Origin of the sequence: Akkermansia sp. N21169, from assembly GCF_029854675.1 — a bacterium.
Classification (GTDB): domain Bacteria; phylum Verrucomicrobiota; class Verrucomicrobiia; order Verrucomicrobiales; family Akkermansiaceae; genus Akkermansia.
Genome location: NZ_JARWNC010000024.1, coordinates 41,409 through 65,951, shown reverse-complemented (window position 1 = coordinate 65,951; position 24,543 = coordinate 41,409). Strand labels below are relative to the sequence as shown.

General features: G+C 52.9%; 19 protein-coding genes. 8 read left to right on the top strand and 11 right to left on the bottom strand.

Going from position 1 to position 24,543, the window contains the following annotated elements:
• Window positions 1-341: 341 nt before the first annotated feature.
• The 6 genes from QET40_RS01210 to QET40_RS01185 form a co-directional block, all read right to left on the bottom strand.
• Complete coding sequence (locus QET40_RS01210; RefSeq protein WP_280125344.1) at window positions 342-791, bottom strand: YhcH/YjgK/YiaL family protein; 450 nt, start codon at window positions 789-791, stop codon at window positions 342-344.
• Between the two features lie 33 nt (window positions 792-824).
• Window positions 825-1,463 carry an NAD(P)H-dependent oxidoreductase gene (locus QET40_RS01205; protein WP_280125343.1) on the bottom strand — a complete coding sequence of 213 codons (639 nt, stop codon included), beginning with the start codon at window positions 1,461-1,463 and terminating at the stop codon, window positions 825-827.
• 29 nt (window positions 1,464-1,492) lie between these two features.
• On the bottom strand, window positions 1,493-3,940 hold the full coding sequence (locus QET40_RS01200) for a hypothetical protein (RefSeq protein ID WP_280125342.1): 2,448 nt from the start codon (window positions 3,938-3,940) through the stop codon (window positions 1,493-1,495).
• Between the two features lie 132 nt (window positions 3,941-4,072).
• Window positions 4,073-5,992 (bottom strand): NPCBM/NEW2 domain-containing protein, encoded by a 1,920-nt coding sequence (locus tag QET40_RS01195; RefSeq protein WP_280125341.1) that lies wholly within the window; start codon window positions 5,990-5,992, stop codon window positions 4,073-4,075.
• A 13-nt stretch (window positions 5,993-6,005) separates the two neighbouring features.
• Window positions 6,006-8,165 carry an amylo-alpha-1,6-glucosidase gene (locus QET40_RS01190; RefSeq protein WP_280125340.1) on the bottom strand — a complete coding sequence of 720 codons (2,160 nt, stop codon included), beginning with the start codon at window positions 8,163-8,165 and terminating at the stop codon, window positions 6,006-6,008.
• 174 nt (window positions 8,166-8,339) lie between these two features.
• A complete protein-coding gene (locus tag QET40_RS01185) occupies window positions 8,340-8,651 on the bottom strand; it encodes a twin-arginine translocase TatA/TatE family subunit (protein WP_280125339.1) in 312 nt (103 codons plus the stop codon).
• Between the two features lie 371 nt (window positions 8,652-9,022).
• Here QET40_RS01185 and QET40_RS01180 point away from each other — a divergent pair, with 371 nt between their 5' ends.
• Window positions 9,023-11,701 (top strand): valine--tRNA ligase, encoded by a 2,679-nt coding sequence (locus tag QET40_RS01180; protein WP_280125338.1) that lies wholly within the window; start codon window positions 9,023-9,025, stop codon window positions 11,699-11,701.
• A gap of 56 nt (window positions 11,702-11,757) precedes the next feature.
• Here QET40_RS01180 and QET40_RS01175 read toward each other — a convergent pair whose 3' ends face one another.
• From QET40_RS01175 to rplS, 5 genes are all read right to left on the bottom strand, one after another.
• The gene (locus QET40_RS01175) at window positions 11,758-12,876 is read right to left on the bottom strand and encodes an ABC transporter permease (protein ID WP_280125337.1); all 1,119 of its coding nucleotides are present in this window, start codon (window positions 12,874-12,876) and stop codon (window positions 11,758-11,760) included.
• Complete coding sequence (locus tag QET40_RS01170; protein WP_280125336.1) at window positions 12,876-13,985, bottom strand: ABC transporter permease; 1,110 nt, start codon at window positions 13,983-13,985, stop codon at window positions 12,876-12,878. The genes QET40_RS01175 and QET40_RS01170 overlap by 1 nt, the downstream gene beginning before the upstream one ends.
• Window positions 13,982-15,754: an ATP-binding cassette domain-containing protein gene (locus QET40_RS01165; RefSeq protein WP_280125335.1), complete on the bottom strand. Its 1,773-nt coding sequence runs from the start codon at window positions 15,752-15,754 to the stop codon at window positions 13,982-13,984. Before QET40_RS01165 ends, QET40_RS01170 begins: the two co-directional genes overlap by 4 nt.
• Window positions 15,755-15,761: 7 nt before the next feature.
• Window positions 15,762-16,748 (bottom strand): HlyD family efflux transporter periplasmic adaptor subunit, encoded by a 987-nt coding sequence (locus tag QET40_RS01160; RefSeq protein WP_280125334.1) that lies wholly within the window; start codon window positions 16,746-16,748, stop codon window positions 15,762-15,764.
• A 187-nt stretch (window positions 16,749-16,935) separates the two neighbouring features.
• Window positions 16,936-17,280 (bottom strand): 50S ribosomal protein L19, encoded by a 345-nt coding sequence (rplS, locus tag QET40_RS01155; protein WP_280125333.1) that lies wholly within the window; start codon window positions 17,278-17,280, stop codon window positions 16,936-16,938.
• 328 nt (window positions 17,281-17,608) lie between these two features.
• Between rplS and mce the strand changes: the two genes are divergently transcribed.
• The 7 genes from mce (at window position 17,609) to QET40_RS01120 (ending at window position 24,455) form a co-directional block, all read left to right on the top strand.
• Complete coding sequence (gene mce, locus QET40_RS01150; protein ID WP_280125332.1) at window positions 17,609-18,031, top strand: methylmalonyl-CoA epimerase; 423 nt, start codon at window positions 17,609-17,611, stop codon at window positions 18,029-18,031.
• A gap of 35 nt (window positions 18,032-18,066) precedes the next feature.
• On the top strand, window positions 18,067-19,632 hold the full coding sequence (locus tag QET40_RS01145) for an acyl-CoA carboxylase subunit beta (protein WP_280125331.1): 1,566 nt from the start codon (window positions 18,067-18,069) through the stop codon (window positions 19,630-19,632).
• 9 nt (window positions 19,633-19,641) lie between these two features.
• Window positions 19,642-20,040, top strand: a complete 399-nt coding sequence (locus tag QET40_RS01140) for an OadG family protein (protein WP_280125330.1) — start codon at window positions 19,642-19,644, stop codon at window positions 20,038-20,040.
• A gap of 148 nt (window positions 20,041-20,188) precedes the next feature.
• Window positions 20,189-20,596: an acetyl-CoA carboxylase biotin carboxyl carrier protein subunit gene (locus QET40_RS01135; RefSeq protein WP_280125329.1), complete on the top strand. Its 408-nt coding sequence runs from the start codon at window positions 20,189-20,191 to the stop codon at window positions 20,594-20,596.
• Between the two features lie 88 nt (window positions 20,597-20,684).
• A complete protein-coding gene (locus tag QET40_RS01130; protein ID WP_345783037.1) occupies window positions 20,685-22,073 on the top strand; it encodes a sodium ion-translocating decarboxylase subunit beta in 1,389 nt (462 codons plus the stop codon).
• Between the two features lie 39 nt (window positions 22,074-22,112).
• A complete protein-coding gene (locus QET40_RS01125; protein WP_280125327.1) occupies window positions 22,113-22,886 on the top strand; it encodes a biotin--[acetyl-CoA-carboxylase] ligase in 774 nt (257 codons plus the stop codon).
• A gap of 81 nt (window positions 22,887-22,967) precedes the next feature.
• Window positions 22,968-24,455 carry a succinate CoA transferase gene (locus tag QET40_RS01120; protein WP_280125326.1) on the top strand — a complete coding sequence of 496 codons (1,488 nt, stop codon included), beginning with the start codon at window positions 22,968-22,970 and terminating at the stop codon, window positions 24,453-24,455.
• The last annotated feature ends 88 nt before the right edge of the window (window positions 24,456-24,543 follow it).

Sequence of the window (24,543 nt, the reverse complement as noted above, 5' to 3'; positions counted from 1 at the left end):
GGACTCATCTCGGGGAGACGGTCCTTTCAACTATTCGAGATTTGGAATGATCGGATCCCCGGATGGGGCTTGTATCGGCACTGACTCTTTGACATTCTCCGCCCTAGGGCGGGAATCTGGCTGTCTCCCGTGCTCAATACAAGCCAGGGCTTCGTGGTTGCGATCCTCGAAGCCCTGCTCCGACTCCACGAAGCATTTTACCCTCCGTGGTAATCAAATATTAGCTCTTTTTATTATTTGAGGCTGTCTCACGAAGGATTGAAAAATACGGAAGAGACAGTCTCTTGTTTGGATTCATCAACATAGTCCCCTCCGTTTACACGGAGGAGGGGTGAAGGTCCTTACCGGACCTTCACCTTGACGACGATTTTGCGGATTTCTCCGGAACCGATGCAGCCGGCGTGGGCATCGTTCGGAAAGACGATCACGAATTCGCCAGGCTGGACATCGACGTAAGTCGTCGGAGCATCTTCAAAATGCTGGGCATCGTTTTCATGGTCGAAGGGTTCGGATTCCGTTTCCAGGGTACTTCTGTGCTTCCAGGCAAAGCGTTCCACGGTGGAAATGGGAACGTGGATGTCGATGAAAGCATTGTGAACTTCCATTCTGGCCTTGTCGGGGGATTTCAGCCCGGTGCTGTTGACCATGACAATGAGTTCGTCATCCACCAAAACGGTTTTCCCCAATTCTACAGTCGCGAGATCGAGAGACTTGATGTAGTCAAAAGCCTGTTTGAAAAGCGGATTAATACCTTCGTACAAGGCGGAATCATTTAAGTTATCCAGAATCATAAAAGAAATATATTGAGTGTTATAAGAAAAAGATCAAAGCGTTTCCATCACGTCATCCACATCAAAGCGCACTTTGGGAATGGATGCATAACGATCTTCGGCGCTGCGATAACCGAATGCCAAGGCGCACAAAGTCCTGTACGGGGTACTTTCAAGTCCCAGAATCGCATCGTACTGGAGGGGATCAATGCCTTCCAAGGCACAGGTGTCCACACGAAGCTGGGCAGCAACGGTCATAGCTACACCAAGAGCAATGTATACCTGGCGTTCGATCCATGCTTTGAGATCTCCGGGCGTTTTGCTGAAGATAAGACCGTTCATCATCTGCTTGTACCCTTCCAGAGATTCGAGCGTAACGCCGCGGATTTCAACGATACGGGCAAGATAGCGGTCAATATCGTTCATCGTCACTTCCCGCCGGGCACAAAAGACAATCAGGCGGGAGGCGTCCGTCACCTGGGTCTGATCCCAGGAAACGGCACGGAGTTTCCGCCTCAATTCGGGGTTGTCTACCTGGATGAACTTCCAAGGCTGCAGTCCTACCGAGGACGGACTCAGGACAATCATTTGGCGGATGGCATCCCAGTCTTCCTCACGGATTTGAAGAAGAGGATCAAATTTCTTGCACGCGTAGCGCCATTGCATATTGCCGAGGCATTCTTGAACAGTCATGGGTATTTTCGATGGGTATGATTTAATGATTAATTGAAAGTAAATGGCATATAATTGCCAGTTTCCTTCAGCGTGAAGCTAAAGCCTATGCCCAGTTCATCCTTGCCGCCGTTGACACGCATGAACAAGCCGCACCCGAAGTACCAGGAACCCATATTTTTGTAGATATTGTATTCCTGAATTTCCAGCCTCTTATCTTTGCGCTTCATTTCCCAGCGCCAGGAACCACCCAAGGCCAGTTCTTCGGAAATACGGTAAATGACGCGCAGGTTGAGCTGATTGCTGTCTTCGAGCAGGGGATGCTTTGTCAGATAACGGTGACTGCAGAGGATTTCCGTCGAACGGAAGGGCTGAAACCAAAGAGAGTTGTTATATTCCTGGTAATTCTCTCGTTTTTCATCTCCCAATACAGGGAACTGAACAACGGATGCATAGGAAAACCAAGGCAGGGGCGACCACCTGGTCATGGAATACAAGTTCGAGAATTTTTTATCGCTGGATGCATTGTGGAGATAAGCGTCCATAAAAGCATCCCAGGAAAACCACTGCTTGGCCGAATTATCCTGTTCCGTCATTAGGAAGTTCCTGACGCCGTAACGCAAAACAGAGCATGTGGACAGAGAGTCGATTTCCGTCATCCTGCCTACACTCAGAGCCATAGGGTTGGTTGTGGAAGCACTGCCGTCAATACGGGGATAGGGAGAATCCAGCTCGTTAACCCCCATGTACATCAGGGTGGTATACGGCTGGATGATATGATTCATCGTATTGAGTCCCAGCGCATCCCACCGAACAGAATTGTATTTGCGGGAAATCTTGAAAGACGTATCAAGACCGGCATAGAAGATTCCCTGGTTGAAGGAGCCCAGATCCCCTGTCGGATCCATGTAAGCCGTGTAACCGCCTCCTAAGCGGGGGGTAATATTGAGGAATCCGGCAGTTTTGTAGGAACGCGACAATTCGTGGTAGGTATGGAAACGGAGGAAGCCGTCCGTTTGAAGCATGTGTTCCCAGAATTCACGGTTGGGATCGTTCTGCGGGAGTTGCTCCAGTCTGTCGCGTACGGTCATTCGCATCTCGGCCGGAACAACTTGGCGCATCAGGGCAAAGCTGGTTTGGCTTTCGTAGATGAAACGGCTGTTCATCAGGGAGCCGCGAATCCGGTCATAACTGATTTCCGAACGCTGATCCGTAATGTAAAAATCATTGATCGGCATACGTTGAAGCAACGTCAGCACGGATTGCTTGTCCGTCCTCTCCAGAGTCAGCGTATTGTCGGGTTCCGAATTGGCTTCGAATAAATCCTGATAGAAATCTCTGAGCATGTATTGATCGCTCAGGACATTGATATTGGCCTTGGCCCTCCAGCGGGCGCCGGGATATTCTTCCAGAGACAGTTTCCACATCTGCTGGAGGGCAATGCGCCAGCGATTGTTGTCGACTCCCTTGCGCGGTTCGTCAGTCGGGCTGATCGAAGGATCCTGGTCGTATGCATAATAAACAGACAGTCCCTTCATATTCGAGGCTTCCTGTTCCAGCTTCAAGTCAACGATATCTTCCCCGATGGCCCCCCCCCTGCGCGACCTGTAATCCAAATGAGACTGGAAGAGGTAATCGGCTGTCGGCCTCCCCTTCTCCACCCGCCGGTTCCCGGACAAAATACCGTAACGGTTCAGCATAAAAGCCCCCCAATAGGAACGAGCGCCCAATGAAGGCATGTAGCCCTCTCGAGGATTCAGGGAATGGGAAAAATAAGGGAAATAGAAAAAAGGAACGTTTTTGTAATTGAATGTCAGATGAGAAAAATTCAACCGGTCCTGGGGATAAATCCGAATGCGTTTGGCCGAAATCCATGTATCGGGATCCTGATCGTCTTCGGATGAAACGGAGGCGTCGAATCCTTCCAGATAATCCTCTCCTTTGTCGTTTTTGGCGTAACTGAATGTACCGCTGCGAAGAAGCATGCCGTTACTCTTGGCTTTGATGCCATCGGTCGTCAGCTCTTTTGTTTCATAGTTATACACCGCTTTTTCCGCGCGGGTCAAACTGCCGTCACGGTAAATAGACAAATCTCCCGTGAGGGTAACAGTCTTTTCAGTCGAATTCACAACAGCCTGATGCGCGTAGATTTCAATCTTATTGTCCGACGCCATATACACTGTCGGATTACCGACGAACGTGAGGGTATTGGCATCCCTATCTACGGTCGCGGTACCGTCGCACTGGATATCAACGTTTTCTGGAATATCAGGAGACATTCCGTCTCCATCGGCAAATTGCCCCATCAGCTGTTCGGACATCCCGGACACGGGATTTTCTTCCCTGGGACGGTCAAGGGACTTGTCTCCCAACAGAAGGGACGCGGCAGCCCCGACACGGTCGGACGATCCATTCTCGACAGCCCAGGTAGCAGCGATAAACGCCGCTATGCCGGATCCCATCAATAGAACTCCGATGTTTCGTTGAATCCCTCTCATGTACGACCTCTAGAAACACTTATTCCTCACTCGTTGACAAGACAATTTAACGAATACAGACGCGGAATGAAAACAAACGCCCGGCGGAAAATACCGCCGGGCGCCGGTCACAAAAGCGCGTTATTCCAGCAACTATCGGGACAATTCAGGAGAAACGATCAATCCCCAATCGCTCCGATTGCCGTCGCCGGCATCGTTCAGTTTGATTTCGAGGACTTTCACGTCCTTGACCGAAACCTTAACCGGAACGCTTTCCCCTTCCTTAAGGGTTTTACTCGTCAACAACGGCTTGCCGTCTCCGACAATTTCAAACACGACACTGCCGTCCTTGCTGCAAGGAACGCCAACAGTAGCGGAAAATTCATCCCACTTGCCATCCAAATGATAGACTAGGTCGCCAACGGCATGATTCATGATATAGTTTTTCACCGGACCACTCGAGAAGAAGGCATCCAGGCCGGATGTGCTGGGAGCCAGACGGTTCCAGAACGGGCCATGCCATCCGGACTTCGAAGAAGACGGTTTGTAATCCAGCAGGCTTACTTTCTTTTCAGAATCCGGGACACTGGAAAGATCCCCCTTAAAGGTGGGCTGCTTATTAGTAAGAACATCTTCCCACCTGGCAACCGACTTCATGACGGAGGTATCTCCGGCATACTGGGTTTTAATTTTTTCCAAGGCTTCGCGAGCCTTGTCGTTCTGCATGCGATCCCAGTAGGAAATCACCTCATTGAAAAGGACGAAGTCACGCAGGGAATCCGTCGCCAAGCCATCCTTATTCATCGTGGAAGGTATGGCAATCTGGGAGCGAGATCCATCGGCGTACTGAATGTAAATCGTTACATCGACATACCCCGTATGTCCGGGATAGTCGATATCCAAAGAAAACGAACCGTCTTCATCAGGGACATCCGCTACGGAATACGTGTCGTAATCATTATTGCCGGGAGGATTGAGACGCACGATCACGGCATAGGGAGGATTTTTGGGGTTCTCTTTGACGACACCTGAAAGCCGCATTCCGAAAGGAATGGGAGAAGCGTCCAGTTTGATGAAATCTCCGTTGGAATACCTGCGGCTCACGCCGAGGTCTCCTCCCGCATAACGGAAAGAAAGCCCGGTCTCATAACCGCGAAACAATGGGATGGAAGCCAGCATCATGGCATCCGTCGGAGCCAGGAACGTACCATTGCCTTCCTTGCGGAGTTCGTTGCCGTACACATGGTTACCGGACCCCATCAGAGACGTACCGTTCTCCTTTTTGGGATAGGAAGAATTTTCGCGAGTATGGGGAAGTCCGAACGAATGTCCCAATTCATGAGCCGTTCCTCCAATATAGATCGTAGCATTCCGGCCATAACTGGCCTTGTACCGTCCGCCGAAGTAATCCGTCCTCTTGAAATTCTTGGTATCCAGACCATCCTGGTCGCACGTCCACCCCGTACCGGAGGCGAATGAACCGCCTCCATAATACGGTCCAACTCCATCCGGGAGCTGGCAAACGACAAGAATATGGTTCTTATCTGCATCAATACCATTTTCCGCGAGTACTTTTTTGGCAGCTTCACGGGCCAGAGGCCCGGAGGAACGAACCGTTACTTTTTCCATGGGGACATCCACATGGGCTTCATACATTTTCAGTTTGCCATGGTCATCCAGGTCAAGGGCAAAAGTCAGTCCGGGGAAACCGTTGGCACGCATCTGATCGTAATAATATGCCTGAATGTTCTTCAGAATGCGGTCATAACGATCCTTGTAATGAGCCAAGGCGGGCCTGTCTTTGAAGGTAACGTACACGGCATAGAGCTTGCGGTCCGTCTTTGCCAGTTTTTTGTTATAATCAGAGATGATCTTCCATGCCTTGCCCGCATTTTCCCGATCCTTGTCGGTCACTTTCCAGAGAACGCCGAGACGATCCACCGGTTCATTGTTGTCGGCCACCTTAGCCGCCTGGGCTTCGCCAAGAGTAGCGTACTCTTTGGCAGACACGGGGAAACAGGCAATGCCTATCCCCATGCATAGCACGAAGGGAAGAAACTTAGAATAAATCATATTGAGAATTGATTCACGGACTAATACGTGTGAAACGCATGTGTTTTATCAAACAATCATTGACATCGTGATTAATATTTTCATCTTCCTCTCCGTAAGTGAGTTCTACAGTATAGATACCCGCGGCCAGGGGGACATCCAGCCCCGGAGTATAGAAGAAGTTTCCCCAGTCACCCTGGGTGTTCATATGGGGAAATACCAGGGAGCCGACCCGTTTGCCATTCAAGACCAGGCTCCGGAGGGCACAGGTATTGCCATCCTTGTAGTCCCCCGACCCATTGGAGAAAAAGGCATCCACACGGTAAACCCCGGACTGCCCCAGAATGACATCGTAAAAGTATGCATGCCGGGAACCGTCCATGCGCGACACCCAAACATCGTCTCCACTCAAACCGCACGGGCGCGTTTCCACACGGGCATTACCGGGAATGTATTCCCGGGGCTCATTGAGAAAAGATTCGCGATCATCCTTGGACACGGCCATCACCTGGTACTGATTGACAGCCGCCATCGGGTGAGGAACAAAAACAGTCTGCTCCGTCTGGGCAATCGGTATGCCGTTCCTATACACGCGGTAGTACCATGCATCCGGCACGGGTTCCCAGCGAAGTTCATTGCCTTCGTGAATCCACTGAGGAGACGGCAGATCGTATGAAACAGGAGACCAATTGATGCCATTGACCGAAGGATCTCCTGGCAACAGTTCAATTTCCACGATAAAATGTCCTTCCGCAGATTTTTCAATGACGGGAACTCCGGTTTTACCGTTAACCATGCATTTGCCAACCTGGCTTCCATGCCCAAGGAGGATCACGTCGATCGTAGCTTTCCGGTACTTCACCCCCATGAGGACATGCCTGCCGGCCCATTCCTTGGGCACGCATGGGGACAACATGAGAGAATCGTTCTCGCACCAGATGCCGAACAGACCTTTCAGGAATACGCCAAGGGTGCCGGCTATGCTCCACAACTGACGATCCGAACTTTGAACAAGTCCTTCATCGGTACCGTGAATAAGACTGATGTTTTCCTTGTTCGTCCCATTGATCAAGGAGGAACGAACGAGGCATGCCAGAGAAGCAGACATGGCATCCTCGTTTCCCAGACTGGCTGCCGTCTGGGCATAAAATCCTTCTAGAAACGGCCACATCGTACCGTTATGGTAATCCATGGCAGTCATAGTCTTCTGCGGATGGAAGCAGGGGACGCCCATCAAACAATGAGGCAATTCATACAGGAAGGAGGCAGCCTCCTCACCATCCACAATCCCGAACAACAGGCACAATAACGAACCCAGCGTATCTATCCGTTCGGATAAAACGGGATACCCCCTGCCGTACAGAAACTGTCCGTAAGCCGGACGGTGCGGAATGCGGAACATCGTCTCAATCGCTTTCCGGACGCGTTCCGCTGCCTTTTTCCAGTATCCGGCCTTGGATTGATCGCCAAGTTCCGCGTACATTTCCCCCAGAATCGCACGGCACCTGGCATGGAGAGCCATCGTGGACAATGAGCATGATTCGCCAATGTCGGCAGGAGTCATCCAATCCGGGTAACTCTGGGATCTCCAATCCAGAAAGGAGCTCTCTCCCCTGACGAGGCCGGAAAGTTCATCCACGACCAAAATGTCATGCAAGCAGGTACGGTCCAGTACTTTCGCAGACCATTCCAGCCACTCGCGATCACCAGTAATCAAGTAAAGATCCCAAGCGGCAATCCCCCATGCCACACGGTCTGTCGAGATCGGCCACGACCCGCCCGTCCCCGTATCCTGCATGACTTCTCCGTGACTCACTCGGACTTTAAGAGACGCCATGCAGATATCCGGATCCACCATTCCCAACCCCAAGGTAGTCGCAAAAGAAACATCCCGAGTCCAAACACTTTTCCCCCAGGAGGCCCCTGTCAGCAAGACACCTTCATCACCACGGCTCTCCAAAAACTCACGGACAGCCAAATCATATGCGGCATTCAGTACAGGAATAGGTCCTTCGTAGGAGGCCAACTCCTTAACACCACCGGACATTTTCCAACTAGGCCTTTCCCGGTTGCCATACGACCATACTGTCCCATCGCCGGCAACAACGGCTTCCCGCCCATTCCTCTGAACAACCCTGTTGGGGAAAACAAGGAATTCCTCACTTCTGAATATGGGAGTTTCACAACTGGACATAATGTTACCCTCTTTAGCTTATTTAGAAAATTACATGTTAACATCCCATCCGAGGGATGTCTGCACTTTTTTCATGATAGACAACAATCGAAGCTGTCGTGCAACAAAAAAACTCCGCCACTATGACAAGGGCGGAGCCAAAATTGACCACAAACGACAATGGAACAACGGAAGTTATTTCTGATCGTTCAGATAAGGAGATTTGTAGGGTTCCTCTCTTTTAGGCTCGGACGATTCGGGAACAGGGGGCGAAGCGGGTTCCGAGGCAGGAGGGACAACCGTTTTTTTGTCTTCGACAGATTTGGCGCTCTGTTCCGCATTGAACAGCTCGTCTTCAAATTCGCTCTTGGCTTTCTTGAACTCACCCAGACTCTTGCCAAGTCCGCGAGCCAGTTCCGGAAGCTTCTTGGCTCCAAATAACAGGAACACAATCACGAGAATGGCAATCAGTTCCGGTGTTCCTAATCCTCCCAGTAATGCTAACATAGTACCCATGTGTACGGATTCGATATCAGGATTCTTTCAGGAAGACAATCCTCAATTCTTCTTGTCCCCGTCATGCGATTGTTACAAAGAGTGAATCCAACTTGACTCCCTTTCCTGGCAGCCAGATAGGTAAGCAGAAAAATACACCCCTCACAATTGTGACAAAAACCAACAACGCGATGATGATTAGTAAAATACATATCATATTCTCGACATTCATGTTTTTCCCTATATTATATAAAAAAACACAAAAATTACCTTAGTCAAATTCCTTCAATCCGGAGTTCTCTTAAGAAGAGTTCAGGAGCAAAACCGGATTCTCCAGGAATCGGGTATTGCAAGAAATGGGGCTTCCATGTAATCTCCCGCGCATGTCCGATCTGCCGAAAGCGTACGAACCGCAAAACGTTGAAGAAAAATGGCAATCCCGTTGGGTGTCGGAAGACTGTTTCCATGCCGACCCCTCCTCCGCCAAGCCAGCCTATTCCATCGTTATCCCTCCCCCTAACGTCACGGGAGTTCTTCACTTGGGCCACGTCCTGAACAACACGATCCAGGATATTCTCGCCCGCCGCGCACGTCAGCAAGGCAAGGAAGTCCTTTGGCTTCCCGGTACGGACCACGCCGGTATCGCCACCCAGGTGAGAGTGGAAAAGGAACTCCGCAAGACGGAGGGCAAAACCCGCCACGATCTCGGACGCAAAGCCTTTCTGGATAAAGTCTGGGAATGGAAACAAAAGCACGGAGGCATCATCATCAACCAGCTCAAGAAGCTGGGATGCTCTCTCGACTGGGAACGCGAACGCTTCACGATGGACGAAGACTATACCCGCGCCGTCGGCAAGGTATTCATCGATCTTTTCAAGGAAGGACTCATCTATCGCGGTCGCCGCATGGTCAACTGGTGCCCTGTGTCCCTGACGGCTCTTTCCGATGAAGAAGTCATCATGAAGGAGCAGAACAGCAAGCTCTACACTATTTCCTACAAACTCGAAGACGGTTCCGGAGCTCTCCAGGTTGCAACGACCCGCCCGGAAACTATCATGGCTGACGTCGCCGTGGCCGTCAATCCGAAGGACCCGCGTTTCGCCCACCTGATCGGCAAAAAGGTCATGCGACCACTCCATGCCGCCCCTATCCCGGTCATTGCCGACGAACATGTCGAAATCGACTTCGGCACCGGTGCTCTCAAGATCACTCCGGCCCACGATAAGACCGACTTCGAAGTCGGACTGCGCAACAATCTCGAAATCATCGACATCCTCACCCCCGACGGCTTCATCAACTGTCCGGAATTCCCGGAACTTCACGGAATGGAACGCTTTGCCGCCCGCGACAAGGCAGCCGAGCTTTTGAAAGAAGCCGGCCTCATGGTGAAAGAGGAAGCCTATCAGAACAAAGTAGGTTTCTCGGAACGTGCCGACGTACCAATCGAACCGCGCCTGTCGATGCAGTGGTTCCTCAAGTATCCCTGCGTGAAGGAATCTGCCGATGCCGTCGCCAACGGGGATATCACGTTCCGTCCCGCCCGCTGGGCCAAAACTTACGCCCACTGGCTGGAAAACATTCAGGACTGGTGTATTTCCCGCCAGCTCTGGTGGGGACACCGTATCCCAGTCTGGTACCGCAAGGACAAAGCGGAAGCCCTCCGCAAAGCAGCGGCACTGGATGTTTCATCCTTGGAAGACGGTAGTATTTACGTGGGTACGGAACCTCCCTCCGATCCTGAAAACTGGGTACAGGACGACGATGTCATGGACACGTGGTTCTCGTCCTGGCTATGGCCGTTTGCCACCATGGATGATGAAACCCGCACAAAATTCTATCCGACGACCGACTTGGTAACAGGGCCGGACATTATTTTCTTCTGGGTGGCCCGCATGATCATGGCCGGATTCCGTTTTCAAGGCGAAAAGCCATTCTCCAACGTGTTCTTTACGTCCATTATCCGCGATTCCCTCGGTCGCAAAATGAGCAAATCCCTCGGCAACTCGCCCGATCCACTCGATCTCATGGCCAAATATGGAGCCGACGGTCTCCGCTTCGGACTCATGCGTATTGCTCCGACCGGCACCGACGTCCGCTTTGATGAAGTTCAGATCGAAGAAGGCCGCAATTTTGCCAACAAGTTGTACAACGCCGTTCGTTTCCGCCTCATGCAAGGCGATGCAGACACGAGCATCGCTCCCAAGTTTACCCCCGTGCACATTGATATCATCGGTAAACTCCGCCAGCTTCATGCCGATGTAGAAAAGGCATTGGCTGACTACGAATTTAACGCTCTGACGCAGTCTCTCTACCAATTCTTCTGGAGTGAATACTGTTCCCTGTTCCTGGAAGCTGTAAAACTCGATCTCCGCGACGGAGCCGATCCTGCCCTCAAGGCTGCCACACTGGTGACAATGGATACCGTGCTGAAGCACTACCTCGCCCTCCTGCATCCGGTTATGCCGCACATCACGGAGGAACTCTGGCAGTCTCTCGGTTTTGACAAGGTTCACAACGGCATGCCCCTGATGCAGACGCCCCTGCCGGATGCCGCCAAGCTTCTTGCCGGACTCTCCGACGATGCGCGTTCCAAGGCATGTGCCACGGCAACAGCCCTTTACGAATCAGCCAATCGCGCCCGCAACCTGAAGGCGGAATACAATCTGGCTACCAACAAAAATGTCGAATTCATCCTGAAGCCGGCAGCGGAAGCCTTTTCCTGTCCCGACCTTTTGAACCGCCTGGCTTTGCTTTCCGGCAGCAAGGGAGTTTCCTCTCAGGAAAATTACCAGGCACCAAAGGGAACGCCCGTTTCCCTGACCCCGCTAGGCGAGTTGTTCCTTCCGCTGGAAGGACTGATCGATGTCGAAGCAGAACGCGACCGCCTCACCAAGGAAATCGACAAGGTTGAAAAGGAAATCGCCAAGAGCAAAGGCAAGCTTGGCAATACCGGATTCGTGGACCGGGCTCCCGCCGAAGTTGTCGAACAGGAACGCCAGAGATTAAACGACTGGACGACCAAACTCGACCAGCTCAAAGGCATGCTTTCCGCCTTGTCCTAATCCCAATTCAGTATTTTCCCGGGAGCCGGCTGCCGTGATGGCATCCGGCTCTTTCGTTATCCGACCTGTTTGCGGAAAGCGACCAGACTTGCCGCAATGGAAATGAAAGCAATCCCGAACACGACAAGGAACTGATCCCACAATTCGGCCAGCCCCGCCCCTTCTAGGAAGATACGCTGCATAATCGTCATCCCGTAGCGCATTGGGTTCAAGAGGGTCAAATCCTGGAAGAATTCCGGCATACTCTCAATGGGGGTTGCAAACCCGGAGAGCATCACCATGGGAACAACCAAAAGGAATGTGCCGACTATCGCCTGCTGGAGCGATTTGGAATAGGACGAAATGCACAGTCCTATAGCCGCTGAGGTCATGATGAAAAGGAACATGGCCAGAGCCAAAAGCCAGTAGGATCCCTGAAAGGGTATCTTGAACCAATACAGGATGATGAGCAGCACGCAGGTACTCTGCACGCAACTGATCGCCATCGTCGCCAACCCTTTACCTAGGATAATTTCAGACGGACGGTAGGGAGCCACAAGCAACTGGTCGAAGGTTCCCTCTTCTCGTTCCCGGGCAATGGAGAGCGAGGAAGAAAGAACGGTATCCAACAGAGCCAGGACGGCAAGAAGACAAGGAATCATGAAGACACGAGTAATCATGTTGGGATTAAACCAGGCACGCGATTCAATCCGTACATTGGGAACGGCATTCTCTGTTTGCGGAAGATGTCGATGATTGAAAGCGGAAGCGATTTCCCGGGCATAGCTCAAGGCAATGCCGGCCGTATTGGAATTTCTGCCGTCGGCTATCATCTGGATGCTTCCGGTACGACCCTGTTCTACTTCACGGGCAAAATTCCTGGGAATCGTTACGGCAAGCACGATTTCCTTCCGTGCCATCAGTTCATCAAGTTCCCTGTTGGATGAAACGGTAGCGACGCGGTGGAAAATCCCCGATCCATCCAAATCGGCCGCATACATGCGCGACCATTGACTGTGGTCAAGATCCTGCAAGGCATAAGGAACGGTATTAACATCCAGCGTCGCAGCATATCCGAAGAGACAAATCTGGATCACGGGAGGCACAATGACGGCCACCCGACTCTTCCCATCCCGGAGGACGGCAAGCAGTTCCTTGACAATCAAGGCAAGCTGGCGAGTGATGAAGTCGATCATTATTCCAGAGACTTTGGAGATTTCAGACGTGCCGTCAACCAGAGGACAAGGGAAAATACGACCAAGGCAATGCAGCCGCGATACACCAGAATAGGAATATCGCCAGCCAGAAACAAACTAACCATCATGGTCATGTAATATTTCGCCGGAATCACCCACGTGATAGCCTGGACAGCAAGAGGCATGTTCAGGATGTCGTACACGAATCCGCTCAGCATCAAAGCTGGAAGGAAGGTTCCCAAGATGGCCAACTGGCAAGATAGGAACTGGTTCTTCGTCGTGGTGGAAATGACAAGCCCCAGTCCCAACGCTACCACCAGATACAAGGCGGACACCCCAATTAATACCGGAAGGGAACCCCGGATCGGGATATGGAACACGTAGGCGGCGAACAACATGGAAATGGCAAAGCTGACCATACCGAGCAGAAAATTCGTCAATCCTTTGGCAATCAGAATTTCCCAGCTATGAACAGGAGTTGAAAAGAGCCCTTCCAGAGTCCCCCTTTCATATTCGCGGGCCATAACGAGAGCCGTCAACAGGGAACCGATCATAGTCATGATAATGACAATAACGCCGGGAACGAGATAGTAGTGGCTGTCCACCGCCTCGTTGTAGCGCATGCGTGGCTCAATTGCGATACTTCCGGGAGCAACGCCAAGTTCGGACACAGCCCAGGAAGAAACAACGGAACGCAGGTAGTTGTTCATCAACTTAGCCTGATTGGCATTGGACCCATTAACGATGATTTGCACCGAGGCCGTGTGGTTGTTGACCAGATCTGCCTGAGTATCGCTGCGCATAGACACGATAGCATCCACACGGTGAAGGCGGAGGGCTTCCTCGGCTTCCTGAGACGAAAAAGTCTTCGTCACATGGAAGTAAGGAGACAGGGTCATGCGAGATTCCAAAGTACGGGATAAATCCGAACTCACGGGAGCATACCACGCTACACGGATATTGTTGACGTCCATGCTCAATCCATAGCCGAACAAAATCAACAATACGGCAGGTAAGACGACAGCGATGGCAATATTACCCGGGTCACGTGCAATCTGATGGAGTTCCTTGACGACGAGCGCCACTATCCTGCGAAGGGATGCAATCATGCTTCACCTCCTTCCGGTACTGCACGAACCCTCTCCCTCGTGATGGCCAGGAAGGCATCTTCCAGAGAAGGAGTGCCTCCGTCCTCTGCCACGGGAGCATGGGAACGGATGTCTTCCGGGCTGCCCTGAGCCAGGCAAATGCCGTCCATCATGATCACCATCTTGTCACAGTATTCGGCCTCCCCCAAAAAGTGGGTCGTAATGATCACGGTAACACCCTTGTCTGCCAAAGAGTTTATACGCAACCAAAATTCCCGGCGCGCTACGGGATCAGCTCCCGAAGTGGCTTCATCCAGAAACAGTATTTCCGGTCTATGCAACAAAGCACAGGCCATGCTGAGACGCTGCTTGTATCCTCCTGGCAACAAAGAAGACGGTGTATCCAGAAAACGGGTAAGACCGAATTCATCAATCATGTCGTTTACGGCCCGTTTTTTCTCAGTACCGCGCATGCCGTACGCACCCGCGAAAAAGTTCAGGTTCTGCCGGACAGTAAGATTTCCGTATTGGGAAAATTTCTGGGCAACATAGCCGATTTTTCGACGGGCAACGGGAGCCGCCGTCCTGAGATCGACACCGGCAACATTCAACACACCGCTGCTAGCCGGCAACAAACCGCAGAGCATGCGGAACGTCGTACTTTTCCCTGCCCCGTTGGGCCCCAGCAAACCGAAAATCTCTCCTTGCGCCACGCTGAAATTCACATGATCGACAGCAACGAAACTGCCAAACCGACGGACAAGATCTTTGACGGAAATAACCGTATCTCCCGGATTACCAGAAACGACCCATCCTTCTTCCCCGGTTCCCCAGTCCATGTGCAACCCTTTTTTCCCAGATGCCAGATGGCTGAACAATAGCGTCATGAAGCCGTCGGAATAATCCGGGGAAGCCGGACGAAGGTCATAAGACTCCAAGCGGGCAAAATCCTCGGAAGAAGGATCCATCACCACACGGACACAATCACCAAGAGGAGTGGAGTTGATAACGGTAGGAATCATGGCCAGCTCACTCTGGATACGGCGCACTTTTTCTCCTTGGGGCACGGAAATAGAGAATGTTTTGCCAGCCGCCAAAGCCGTCACTTCGGATGGAGGACAATCGCAAAGCAACCGCCCCTCGTAGAGAATCATACTTCTCTTGCAGTAGGAGGCCTCGTCCATGTAGGATGTACTGACGAGCACACTAAGACCCTCGTCACGAGCAAGCTGCTTCAGAATTCCCCAGAGTTCCAGACGGGAAAGAGGATCGACACCGACGGTAGGCTCATCCAGCAGCAAAAGTTCCGGAGACGATATCAGGCAGCAACATAATCCCAGTTTCTGCTTCATACCTCCTGACAATTTACCGGCAAGCCTCCCTGTAAAGCGTTGCAGGGAAGACATGTGGAGAAGACTCGAAAATTTTTCCTCCCGTTTCCGGGAATGAACTCCGTGCAGGCGAGCATAGAGCAACATATTCTCCATCACCGTCAAATCTTCATAGAGACCGAATTTTTGAGGCATGTAACCTATCTGTTTCTGGATCATGGAGGCCTGGGCCCCCGTATCGAACCCCAGGGTGGAAATACTCCCGGAAGAGGGTTTCATCAAGCCTGTCGCCAGACGAATCAACGTCGTCTTCCCGGCTCCGTCGGGGCCAAGCAATCCAATGATCTCCCCCTTTCCAACACGAAAGGAAACATCCTTAAGGGCATCGAACTCCCTGCCGGCTGAATCCTTGAAGATTTTGCCGACCTGTCGACAGTCGATGCACCATTCTCCTATCATGTCCGTATCACGACACGCGGATGACAACCGTAGCCGGAGCCCCCAGACGGAAGCAATTATCCGGATCTTGTACGATAATACGTACTTCGTACACCAAAGCCGTCCTCAATTCCGGAGTTTCCACATTTTTCGGGGTAAACTCGGCTACGGAAGAAATAAAACCGATCGTCCCTTTGAATTCGCGTCCGGGGAAACTATCATTCGTCACCACGGCATTCATTCCCGGGCGGACTTGACCGAGTTGCTCTTCGGTCAGGTAAGCGCGGATCCATTTGACATCCATAATGGACAGATTAAAGACAGGCTTCTGGGGAGAAACCATATCACCGGGTTCCAGGATTCTGTTCCGTACGACGGCATCGCATGGTGCGTACAACACGGCATCATCCAGCCGCTGCTGTCGGATAGCGCATTCGGCATCTGCCCGTTTCCATTCCGCTTCGGCCTGGAGGATGTCTTCTTCGCGGGAGCCGGCCAGGAGAAGATCCAGTTCCTTCTGCTTCACGTCTACATAGGCAGCGGATACAGACTCCATGGCAATCGCATCGTCAGCCTGCTGGACAGAGACCGATTGCTTCTTCGACAAAGGGATCATGCGGTCACGACGGATTCGGGCATTCTCCCAGGCAGCTTTGGCAGCCTCCACGGCAGCACGAGCACGGGCGACGTCCTCCTTGCGGGGGCCGTTTTTCACCTTTTGGTAATTTTGCCAGGCAGCAGCGGCAGCAAGGCGAGCAACATCCAGATCCTGCTTGAGACGGACCGTTTCCAACTCCGCCAATTTCCGGCCTTTTTCCACAATTTGCCCCTCATCGACATAAACAGCCGCCAAGCGTTCCGAAACCAGGAATGCGGAAGCCACCTGCCTCAAATCTACATTGCCGTACAAAGTAACATCTTGTGAAGGAGGCTCCCTGCGATCTTTCCAAAAAACATACCCGCCTGCGACAAGCACGATAAGCAGGAACAAGGCAACAATCAGTTTTTTTAACATATTTCAATCAAAAAAGGCTATAGGTAAAGACAGTGCTGCCTGGAGATCGTTCAGGATGGGAAGAATTTCCAAGCATTTCCTTACACATACTCTTTTTATGATTGCGGGGAAATAGAAAAAGCCGTTTCGCGCAATTTGCGAAACGGCTCCGATAAACCGAGTAATCGGGAAACCCCGACAGACCCCATCAGTTGGCGGACTTAACCTGAACGGCGTCCTTACCGATGCGGCTGCGAAGATAGTTCAACTTGGCACGGCGTACCTTGCCACGGTTGACGACTTCGATCTTGGCGACCTTGGGGGTATGAAGAGGGAACACGCGTTCCACACCTTCTCCGTAGGAAATCTTGCGAACGGTATAGGCAGCGTTGATACCGGCTCCGTGCCGGGAAATCACGATACCCTGGAAAATCTGGATACGTTCCTTGCCGCCTTCGATCACGCGAGTGTGAACCTTAACGGTGTCGCCCACGTTAAACTGTGCCACGTCGGACTTGATTTGCTCTTGTTCGATCTTGTTGATAATGTTCATCTTGCGTTCTCCAAAGTTTGAGTTGATCCAATAGGAAATCTGTCGGGACGCAGAATATGCATCAACCATTCCGGAATTGCAACCCAAATTCGGCGAGCAGATCATTTTTTTCGTCATCAAGGTTCCAAGTACCACATAATAACCGATTTACCGGAAACATTCGCCAGATTTACAGGAAAATACCGAATGCCTATTCGCTCTTGAGCGAAAGCTCGTACACAATTTTTTTCTTTCCTGCTTCCCTTTTAGTGAAAAAACGTATTTACTTGCTTCGTACCAGAGGCGCATGCCCGCTGGGCTGGAGCCTTATAACCAAATATTCACCGATATGATTCAGCAAATCGACCACATCGGCATCGCAGTTAAGAGCCTTGATGCCACCATTCCGTACTATCGTGATGCCCTCGGCCTGGGAGAACCCCACATTGAAGAAGTCACAACCCAGAAAGTCCGCGTTGCCATGTTTGACGTAGCGGGCGTTCACATCGAACTGCTGGAACCCACCTCCCCCGAAAGCGCTATCGCCAAGGCCATTGAAAAGAAGGGTGAAGGTCTCCATCACATTGCATTCAAGACAAACGACGTCACCACCGACCTGCAAAAGGCGGCTGATGCCGGTATCCAACTCATCAATGCAACCCCCGTTCCCGGCGCGCATAATACGCAGGTGGCTTTCCTGCATCCCAAGTCAACCTTCAGCGTGCTGACCGAACTCTGCCAGCACCCCGGCAACTGCTGCTGCGGAGAATAATCCGCCTCACAACCCCCAACTAGTAAAATCAACCAATGGCTATTGATCCCAAACTCCTTGCCGATCTGCAAGCCCGCCGCGAAAAAATCATTCTCAGCGGCGGCCAGGACAAGATCGACAAGAGACATGCTAATGGCGAAATGACGGCCCGCGACCGCATGGGCTACCTTTTTGAAGAAGGCACCTTTACGGAAATCGGCATGCATGCCCGCCACAACTGCCACAACTTCGGCATGGGCAAAAAGGAAATCCCCGGTGACGGCGTTGTTTCCGGTTTCGGCCTCGTCAACGGCCGTCCGGTGGCCTGCTCCGCCTCCGACTTCCTGGCTCAGGGCGGTTCCCTCGGGTACATGCACGCGATGAAGATTGTGGACGCGCAAAAGTATGCCCTCAAAGCCGGCATCCCGATGGTGACGGTCAATGACTCCGGAGGCGCCCGTCTTCAGGAAGGAGTTGCAGCCCTTTCCGGGTATGCCAACGTTTTCTACAACAACGTTCTTGCTTCCGGCGTCGTTCCCCAGGTTTCTCTGATCCTCGGACCATGCGCCGGCGGTGCGGCTTATTCCCCTGCTCTGACGGACTTCGTCATCATGCGCAATTCCGGAAATGCCGGTATGTACATCACCGGCCCCAAGGTCATTGAACAGGTCACGTATGAAAAATGCACGATGGACGATATCGGCTCCGCAGCCATCCACGCCTCCGTCTCCGGCAATGCCCACTTTGTCGCGGACAGCGATGCCCATGCCATCGACATCCTGAAGAGACTGCTCTCCTACCTGCCCTCCAACAATACGGAAGAACCGCCGCACAAGCTGGACACACCGCTCAACATGGCGGCTGATCCCGGCATGAACGAACTGATCCCCGAGGACAACAAGATTCCACTGGATGTGCTGCCTATCATTTCCCGTCTCGTTGACGACGGAGATTTCCTTGAAGTTCACAAGGATTTCGCCAAAAACGTCGTCGTGGGATTCGGTCGCATCTGTGGCGTCGTGGTCGGCATCATTGCCAACCAGCCCAACGTGAAAGCCGGATGCCTGGACATCGATTCGTCCGACAAGGCCGCCCGTTTCATCCGCTTCTGCAATGCTTTCAATACGCCGCTGGTCAACCTGGTGGACGTCCCCGGCTTCCTGCCCGGCAAGAATCAGGAACGCGGCGGCATCATCCGCCACGGAGCCAAAATGATCTTCGCCTACTCGCAGTCCACTGTGCCGAAGGTGACCCTCATCATGCGCAAGGCATACGGCGGCGCTTATATCGCCATGTGCTGCAAGGACCTCGGCGCTGACGTCGTCTTCGCCTGGCCGTCCGCTGAAATTGCTGTCATGGGAGCCGAAGGCGCCGTTCCCGTCCTGTACGGGCGCGAGCTCAAAGGCATTGAAGACCCTGCTGAAAAGGCCAAGCGTCAAGGAGAATTGCTCAACGAATACCGCGAAGCATTCTACAATCCCTATGCCGCTGCCGCCTTGGATCAAATCACGGAAGTCATCAATCCGGAAGAGACCCGTGCCAAAATCGCCTTTGCCCTGCGCACACTTCTCAACAAGAAAGAAGTGCGCCCGGCCAAGAAACACGGCAACATCCCCCTCTAATTCGCTGTCATGTTAAACGCCAATATCTTTCTTGCCTTGGTCCAGCGCCTTCAAATGGCTCTGGCAGAGCTGGAATATCAGATAGTGGGCATTATCGTCGTCATGTCCTGCCTGGGCTTCCTGGCTCTCGTTTTGGCTATTGTCTCCAAAGTGAACTCCAGTCAAAAGCCCCAGGAACAACCGGCACCGGCCGCAAGCGCCAAAACCGCCCCCGTTGCGGTTCAGCCTGCGGCACCTGCCGGAGACAGTCTGACGCCGGAAATGGTAGCGGTTATTTCCGCTGCGGTTGCAACTGCCCTTCAAGGCATGAGCCACCGTATCGTAGATATCAAGCAAACTTCCAATACTTATTCCCATACGGGACGTAACGAAATCTTTGCTTCACACCGCATTCGCCCCACCCGATAAACCAACCGTTTCTTCCCGTCCGGAAAGGCATCCCGCCAACCGGACGGGGAAAATACTCTAATTTTAATTACCAACCATTGCCGCGGCGCAAATCCAACCTCACCAACAATTATACGTGCCGCATCAACATCAACCTCACTCCAACACAATGAAAAAACTCCGTATTACCGTAGATGGTAAAGCATTTGACGTCAGCGTTGAAATTCTTGACGGCTCCTCCTGCTGCACCGCTCCTGTCTCCGCCCTCTCCTCTGCCGCTCCTGCCAAGGTTGCCGCTCCTGTTTCGGCCCCCGTTGCCGCTCCGGCACCTACTCCCGCCCCTGCAGCTGCTCCCGCCGCAGGAGCCGGTACCATCCCGAGTCCTCTGGCCGGACGTGTCGTCTCCCTCGACGTTGCCGTTGGAACAGCCGTCAAGGAAGGTGATCAGATCCTGACGCTGGAAGCTATGAAGATGAACACCAACATCTACGCCCCCTGCTCCGGAACACTGACTTCGTTCCAAGTCAGCGCCGGAGACACTGTTCAGGAAGGCCAGGCCCTTGCTATCATCGGCTAAGGACAACTGTTGTAACAACTGGCACGCGTAAAAAACGCCCGGAAAACCGGGGGCCAGTTCATCAAGTTATTCGACTTCACCTGTCATGATAGAATCAATCAACACTTTCCTCGAGGGGATGGGGATTTTCTCCCTGACCCTCCAGATGGTGGGCATGTGGGTCATCGCGGTAATCCTCCTCTATTTGGGGGTCGCAAAGCAGTACGAACCGTTATTGATGGTTCCAATCGCTTTCGGCGCGCTGATCGCCAACATTCCCGACAACGGGATGCTCATCACCAAGGTTAACAAGGAAATCGTGTCCGTCGAAGACGGCAAGATGACCCAGACAACCTACACCGATGTAGGCTTCCTCAGGCTTAATCTGGCTCCGTTGGATCAGCCTGTTTCCGAAAACAAACAAATCAGCTCTCAGGAAGAGGCAGCCAAGTACAAAGAAGCTATGACCACTCCCATGGTCGCCGCACCCGTAGTCAAGGACGGACGGGAAGTTCCCGGTCAATACACCCTGACCGGTCAAAAAGGTCAGAACTACCTCGTTGCTTCCATCAGCGGCGGATTGTATGACTGGCTCGGCTTGGGGGTCAAAGCGGAAATCTTCCCGCCCATCATCTTCCTGGGCGTCGGAGCATTGACTGACTTCGGTCCCCTGCTGGCAGCGCCAAGAACACTCTTGCTCGGCGCCGCTGCCCAGGTAGGCGTGGCAGCCACCTTCTTTATGGCCTTGTTCATGGGCTTTTCCAAGCAGGAAGCGGCATCTATCGGCATCATCGGAGGAGCCGACGGTCCGACGTCCATCTTCCTGACCATGAAGCTTGCTCCGCACATCCTCGGTGCCGTGGCCGTGGCCGCCTATACATACATGTCCCTGGTGCCGCTGATCCAGCCACCGGTCATGAAGGCGCTCACTACAAAGGCCCAGCGCAAGATTCGCATGAAAAAGCTTCGAGACGTCAGCAAGTCGGAGAAGCTCTTCTTCGCCGTCATGGTAACCATTGTCACGATCCTGCTGATTCCGGACGCATCCCCGCTGATCGGCATGCTCATGCTCGGCAACTTTATGCGTGAATGCGGAGTGACGGAACGCCTGGTCAAGGCATCCCAGAATGAAATCATCAACATCATGACGATCTTCCTGGGCACCTCTGTCGGTCTGACCATGCAAGGAGAACGGTTCCTGCAGACGGAAACCATGCTCATCATCTGCCTCGGCATCGTCGCCTTCGTGGTTGCTACGGCCGGTGGCGTAATCGCCGCCCACATCATGAACCTGATCTGGCGCAAGAATCCGGTCAACCCTCTCATCGGCTCCGCCGGCGTTTCCGCCGTGCCGATGGCTGCCCGTGTCTCCCATAACGTCGGCCAGCAGGCGGATCCCTCCAATTACCTGCTGATGCACGCCATGGGCCCCAATGTCGCAGGCGTAATCGGAACCGCCGTCATCGCCGGTTACTACATCTCTACTCTCACCCGTTAACCTTCCAGGTATCGGTGCTTTCTCAGCCTCGGCCCTGCCATGACCAACCCGTCCAACCGAACCGAACCAGCCCGTTCAACGCGCCGTTTCGGAATCTGGACAGTGCATGACTGGGCCGAGGCTTCTTCTACCAACGATTTGGCTCGCCACCTTCCACCGTGGCATATCGCCCGCTGCGAGTTCCAGCGTAACGGACGAGGACGTTTCAACCGGACTTGGTTCGGGTCTCCCGGCGGCCTGTGGGCCTCATTCAATCTTCCTTTGGAGCCCCAAGGCAGTATCCCTGTCCAATGGGGGCATCTTCCTCTTGTCGCCGGACTCGCCCTCTTGGATATTTTAGCCGGATACTCCATTCACGGAGCACGATTGCGCTGGCCCAACGACCTCCTGGTCGGTAAATCCAAATTAGCGGGTATCCTCGTCGAGAGGCCGGCTTCCGACATGGCTGTCGTCGGTATCGGCATCAACATATTCAATGATATCGCCGTGCTTAAGGGCAAAGTTCAGGATCCTCCCGCACGCCTTGCCGACCTCCTGGTCCCCTGCCCCGGCATCGACGACATCATGGAGCGCCTTGCCCATGCTCTCAAGGACGAATGGAACGTTTTTTCCACCACCGGACTATCAGGCCTGCTGCCCCGCCTCAATAAGGCATGGGGAGGCCGGACAGCCGTATCCGTCCTGACGGACGACGCCACGATCGAGGGTATTTTTGAAGGTATCACCGATGACGGATCCCCCGTTCTATTTCTTTCCGACGGTTCCCGAAAAACAATTCCGGCCATTTCCATTACACGCCTGACCGAAGTCTGAAAGACGCTAAAATCGTTTTTCTTTTTTTTTCGCTGGAACCCCACGTCTTTTATACTACAACCATTTTCACACACCAACATCATGACCTACAAAAAATTAACTCCTGAAGAAGCTGCTGCACTCATTGAACACGACGAAAACATCGGTTTGAGCGGATTTACCGCAGCCGGCGTTCCCAAGGCCACTACACGCGCCATCGCCGCCAAGGCAGAAGCTCTTCATGCCGAAGGGAAACCGTTCAAAGTAAACATCTTTTCCGGAGCTTCCACCAGCGGTTCCACCGACGGAGCCCTGGCCCGAGCCAATGCAATCGGACATAGAACACCCTACCAGTCCAGCCCCGATCTCCGCAAGCGCATCAACTCGGAAGACGTGCAGTACAACGACATGCATCTCTCCCACACCGCCATGTACATGCGTTACGGACACATCCCCGCCGTCAAAACCGCGATCATCGAAGTTGCAGACATCACGGAAGACGGTGAAGTCACCCTGACCACCGGAGTCGGCAACACGCCAACCTACTGCCTCCTGGCCGAGCGCATCATTGTGGAACGCAACGCCTACATGCCCAAGGAAATGATCGGCATGCACGACATCTACATGCCCGAAGAGCTGCCCAACCGCAAACCCATCCCCCTCACCAGTCCTTCCCATCGCATCGGTACAACCACTCTCAAGATTGATCCGGCCAAAGTCGTCGGTATCGTAGAAACGAATGAACCCAACGGTATCGCCCCCTTCAAACCCGGCGATCCCATCACCGATAAAATCGGAGAAAATGTTGCCGAATTCCTTTCCGCCGAATTCAAGGCTGGCCGCATTCCCTCCGGTTTCCTGCCCATTCAGTCCGGCGTCGGCAACATCGCCAATGCCGTCCTCGGCGCACTGGGACGCGATGAAAGCATCCCTCCTTTCCAGATGTATACGGAAGTCATTCAGGACTCCGTCATCAAGCTCATGGACGAAGGCCGCTGTTCTCTGGCAGCCGGTTGTTCCCTGACGGTCTCCGACGACCAGCTTGACCACATGCTCAAGAACCTCGACTTCTATAAGCAGCACGTCATCCTTCGCCCGCAGGAAATCTCCAACAATCCCGAAATTGTCCGCCGTCTCGGCCTGATCTGCATCAATACCGCCATCGAAGTCGACATTTTCGGCAACGTCAATTCCACCCACTTCTACGGTCGCCAGATGATGAATGGCATCGGAGGATCCGGAGATTTCGCCCGCAACGGATTCCTGACAATCTTCACCTGCCCGTCCGTCGCCAAAGGGGGAGCCATCTCCTCCATTGTCCCGATGGTCTCCCACCACGACCATACCGAACATGATGTCGACATCATCGTGACGGAACTCGGCGTAGCCGACCTCCGTGGCAAATGCCCTCGCGAACGTGCGGAAGAAATCATCGAAAAATGCGTCCATCCGGATTACAAGCAACTCCTGCGCGATTACATCGCCCTCACGCCCGGGTTCCACACTCCCTGTAACGTTGCCAAGGCTCTGGAAATGCACAGCAAGTTCCTCGAAACAGGTGACATGCGCAACGCCAGCTTCAAGGACTAATTCCGTACGGTAAAAGCCGTCCCTCCGGAAGCCGTTTTCCTATCACAAGGAAGACGGCTTCCGCTCTTTTTTACCGCCCGAACGGTTC

Bases quoted from the DNA above. Each gene is read 5' to 3' on its own strand.
- QET40_RS01210 (WP_280125344.1), bottom strand. From the start codon at position 791: ATGATTCTGGATAACTTAAATGATTCCGCCTTGTACGAAGGTATTAAT.
- QET40_RS01205 (WP_280125343.1), bottom strand. From the start codon at position 1,463: ATGACTGTTCAAGAATGCCTCGGCAATATGCAATGGCGCTACGCGTGC.
- QET40_RS01200 (WP_280125342.1), bottom strand. From the start codon at position 3,940: ATGAGAGGGATTCAACGAAACATCGGAGTTCTATTGATGGGATCCGGC.
- QET40_RS01195 (WP_280125341.1), bottom strand. From the start codon at position 5,992: ATGATTTATTCTAAGTTTCTTCCCTTCGTGCTATGCATGGGGATAGGC.
- QET40_RS01190 (WP_280125340.1), bottom strand. From the start codon at position 8,165: ATGTCCAGTTGTGAAACTCCCATATTCAGAAGTGAGGAATTCCTTGTT.
- QET40_RS01185 (WP_280125339.1), bottom strand. From the start codon at position 8,651: ATGTTAGCATTACTGGGAGGATTAGGAACACCGGAACTGATTGCCATT.
- QET40_RS01180 (WP_280125338.1), top strand. From the start codon at position 9,023: ATGTCCGATCTGCCGAAAGCGTACGAACCGCAAAACGTTGAAGAAAAA.
- QET40_RS01175 (WP_280125337.1), bottom strand. From the start codon at position 12,876: ATGATCGACTTCATCACTCGCCAGCTTGCCTTGATTGTCAAGGAACTG.
- QET40_RS01170 (WP_280125336.1), bottom strand. From the start codon at position 13,985: ATGATTGCATCCCTTCGCAGGATAGTGGCGCTCGTCGTCAAGGAACTC.
- QET40_RS01165 (WP_280125335.1), bottom strand. From the start codon at position 15,754: ATGATAGGAGAATGGTGCATCGACTGTCGACAGGTCGGCAAAATCTTC.
- QET40_RS01160 (WP_280125334.1), bottom strand. From the start codon at position 16,748: ATGTTAAAAAAACTGATTGTTGCCTTGTTCCTGCTTATCGTGCTTGTC.
- rplS (WP_280125333.1), bottom strand. From the start codon at position 17,280: ATGAACATTATCAACAAGATCGAACAAGAGCAAATCAAGTCCGACGTG.
- mce (WP_280125332.1), top strand. From the start codon at position 17,609: ATGATTCAGCAAATCGACCACATCGGCATCGCAGTTAAGAGCCTTGAT.
- QET40_RS01145 (WP_280125331.1), top strand. From the start codon at position 18,067: ATGGCTATTGATCCCAAACTCCTTGCCGATCTGCAAGCCCGCCGCGAA.
- QET40_RS01140 (WP_280125330.1), top strand. From the start codon at position 19,642: ATGTTAAACGCCAATATCTTTCTTGCCTTGGTCCAGCGCCTTCAAATG.
- QET40_RS01135 (WP_280125329.1), top strand. From the start codon at position 20,189: ATGAAAAAACTCCGTATTACCGTAGATGGTAAAGCATTTGACGTCAGC.
- QET40_RS01125 (WP_280125327.1), top strand. From the start codon at position 22,113: ATGACCAACCCGTCCAACCGAACCGAACCAGCCCGTTCAACGCGCCGT.
- QET40_RS01120 (WP_280125326.1), top strand. From the start codon at position 22,968: ATGACCTACAAAAAATTAACTCCTGAAGAAGCTGCTGCACTCATTGAA.